The sequence below is a fragment of the Streptomyces atriruber genome, from assembly GCF_001418325.1.
In the GTDB taxonomy this organism is placed as follows: domain Bacteria; phylum Actinomycetota; class Actinomycetes; order Streptomycetales; family Streptomycetaceae; genus Streptomyces; species Streptomyces atriruber.
The window spans coordinates 1-2661 of record NZ_LIPN01000144.1 but is presented as its reverse complement, the minus strand read 5'-3'; the positions used below and the strand labels follow the sequence as shown (position 1 = coordinate 2661).

The 2661-nt window shown below is 74.4% G+C and carries 3 protein-coding genes; all 3 read left to right on the top strand.

Going from position 1 to position 2661, the window contains the following annotated elements; translation table 11 throughout:
- Positions 1–807: a L,D-transpeptidase family protein gene (locus AOK03_RS16410; RefSeq protein WP_079074760.1), complete on the top strand. Its 807-nt coding sequence runs from the start codon at positions 1–3 to the stop codon at positions 805–807.
- A gap of 63 nt (positions 808–870) precedes the next feature.
- Entirely contained in the window at positions 871–2022 is a 1152-nt protein-coding gene (alr, locus tag AOK03_RS16405; protein ID WP_055566005.1) for an alanine racemase, read from the top strand.
- A 24-nt stretch (positions 2023–2046) separates the two neighbouring features.
- The coding region (locus AOK03_RS16400; RefSeq protein WP_157868961.1) for an alpha/beta fold hydrolase at positions 2047–2661 on the top strand (615 nt) is incomplete at its 3' end.

Sequence of the window (2661 nt, the reverse complement as noted above, 5' to 3'; positions counted from 1 at the left end):
GTGCCGCGGCCCGCGGCCCCCGGCACCTCCCCGCTGGTCCCCGGCATCCCGTCCGCGCCGCCCCACCCGTGGCAGCTGGACACCCGCGACCAGGCCCTGGCGCCGCAGGTGTACCGGCCGAGCGCCGCCGAGGACGCCATCGAGCCCATGGCGGCCCCGGCGGGCACCGACGCCCTCGTCGAGTACGTGCCGTCGAGCGAGATCGCCGCCGGGGCCGCTCCCGCGTGCACCAAGCGCACGGGGCCCTACCAGCGGCAGGTCGAGCGCTGGCTCCGGCGGAAGGCCGACGGCAAGCAGTCCGCCGCGGACTGCCGGGCCATCCGCGCCTTCCAGCGCAAGCAGGGGATCCGGCCCGCGATCGGGTTCGCGGGGCCCGTGACCTGGGCCCGGATGCGGCTGATCACGGCCCGCAAGAACCCGAACGCCACGAAACAGTGCCCCACGCGCGCGTACCGCGTCGCCTGCGTCGATCTGACCCGGCAGCTGATGTGGGTGCAGAAGGGCAAGAAGGTGCTGCTCGGCCCCGTTCCCGTCCGCACCGGGCGGGCCGGCTACCGGACCCGCACGGGCTGGCACAAGGTCTACTGGAAGCACAAGAACCACTGGTCGTCGCTGTACGAGACCCCCATGCCGTACAGCCAGTTCTTCAACGGCGGTCAGGCCTTCCACGCCATCTACGGCAACGTGTACAGCCCGCCGGGCTCGCGCGGCTGCGTGAACATGCGGGTCGCCGACGCCCGCGCGCTGTGGAAGACCCTGTTCAAGGGCGACCGGGTCTATGTGTGGGGGCGCAAGCCGGGCACCTGAGCCGGGGCGGCCAAGACCTGCGGGAGAGGGGGTTGTCGGCGGCCTCTGAGACACTTGTCCGCGATGAACGAGACAGCACCTTTCCGTGTCCGGGCCGAGATCGACCTCGCCGCCCTCCGCGCCAACGTGCGCGTACTGCGCGCCCACGCGCCGGACGCCGCCTTCATGGCCGTGGTGAAAGCGGACGGGTACGGCCACGGAATGGTGCCCTGCGCCAGGGCCGCTCGACAGGCGGGCGCCACCTGGCTCGGCACCGCCACCCCCGAGGAGGCCCTGGCCCTGCGCGCCGCGGGCCTGCCCGGGCGCATCATGTGCTGGCTGTGGACGCCCGGTGGCCCCTGGCGCGAGGGCGTCGAGGCGGACCTGGACATGTCGGTGAGCGCCCTGTGGGCGCTTCAGGAGGTGACGGCCGCCGCGCGGGAGGCGGGGCGGACCGCCCGTATCCAGCTCAAGGCCGACACGGGCCTCGGGCGGAACGGCTGCATGCCGGCCGACTGGCCCGAGCTCGTGGACCGCGCCCTGCGCGCCGAGGCCGAAGGACTGGTCACGGTCACCGGCCTCTGGTCGCACTTCGCGTGCGCCGACGAGCCGGGGCACCCGTCGATCGCCGCCCAGCTCACGGTCTTCCGCGAGATGGTGGCGCACGCCGAGGAGCGGGGGATCCGGCCGGAGGTGCGGCACATCGCCAACTCCCCGGGGACGCTCACGCTCCCGGAGGCGCACTTCGACCTCGTGCGTCCCGGCATCGCGATGTACGGCGTCTCGCCGAGCCCCGAGGTGGGCACCTCGCAGGACTTCGGGCTGCGGCCCGTCATGACGCTCACCGCCTCCCTCGCCCATGTGAAGCGCGCCCCGGCGGGCCACGGCGTGAGCTACGGCCACCACTACGTCACCCCTGGCGAGACGACCCTCGGCCTGATCCCGGCCGGTTACGGCGACGGGATCCCGCGCCACGCCTCCGGCACCGCCCCGGTGCTCGTCGACGGCAAGCTGCGGACGGCCGCGGGACGGGTCGCGATGGACCAGTTCGTGGTGGACCTCGGCGGGGACGAGCCCGAAGTGGGGTCGGAGGCCGTGCTGTTCGGCCCCGGCGACCGCGGTGAGCCGACCGCGGAGGACTGGGCGCAGGCCGCAGGCACCATCGCGTACGAGATCGTCACCCGCATCGGATCGCGTGTCCCGCGCGTCTATGTGCACGAGCGGCCTGACGACTGACCTGGAACTGACGAGGAGCGGCACGTGAGCGAGAGCAGCACGGGGGCGGCCGCGGCGGAAGCGGTGTCGGAGGCCGCCGCCGCGGCCGGGAGCTGGCGCAAGGCGGGCGTCGCGGGCGCCGCGATAGGAGTCCTCGCCGCGGGCGCGGCCGCCGGTGTGGCCATAGAGCGGCTCACCGTCGGCCGCGGCATGCGCAAGAAGGCGCGGCTCGCGCTCGACGCGTCGGGGCCGTACGGCTCGCTGCGCGGCATGCCCGGCACGGCGTACGCGGACGACGGCACGGAGCTCTCCTACGAGGTCGAGGAGGTCGAGGAGCCCGGGGGCGGCGGCGACCAGACTCCGCGGCGGCGCAGGCTCTTCGGCCGCCGGGCTCCCGCGCCCGTCACCGTCGTCTTCAGCCACGGCTACTGCCTGAGCCAGGACTCCTGGCACTTCCAGCGGGCCGCCCTGCGCGGCGTCGTCCGCGCCGTCTACTGGGACCAGCGCAGCCACGCCCGCTCGGCGCGCGGGGTCGACCAGCTGGAGCACGACGTGCCGGTCTCCATCGACCAGCTGGGGCGCGACCTGAAGGCGGTCATCGACGCCGCCGCGCCCGAGGGGCCGCTCGTCCTCGTCGGGCACTCCATGGGCGGCATGACG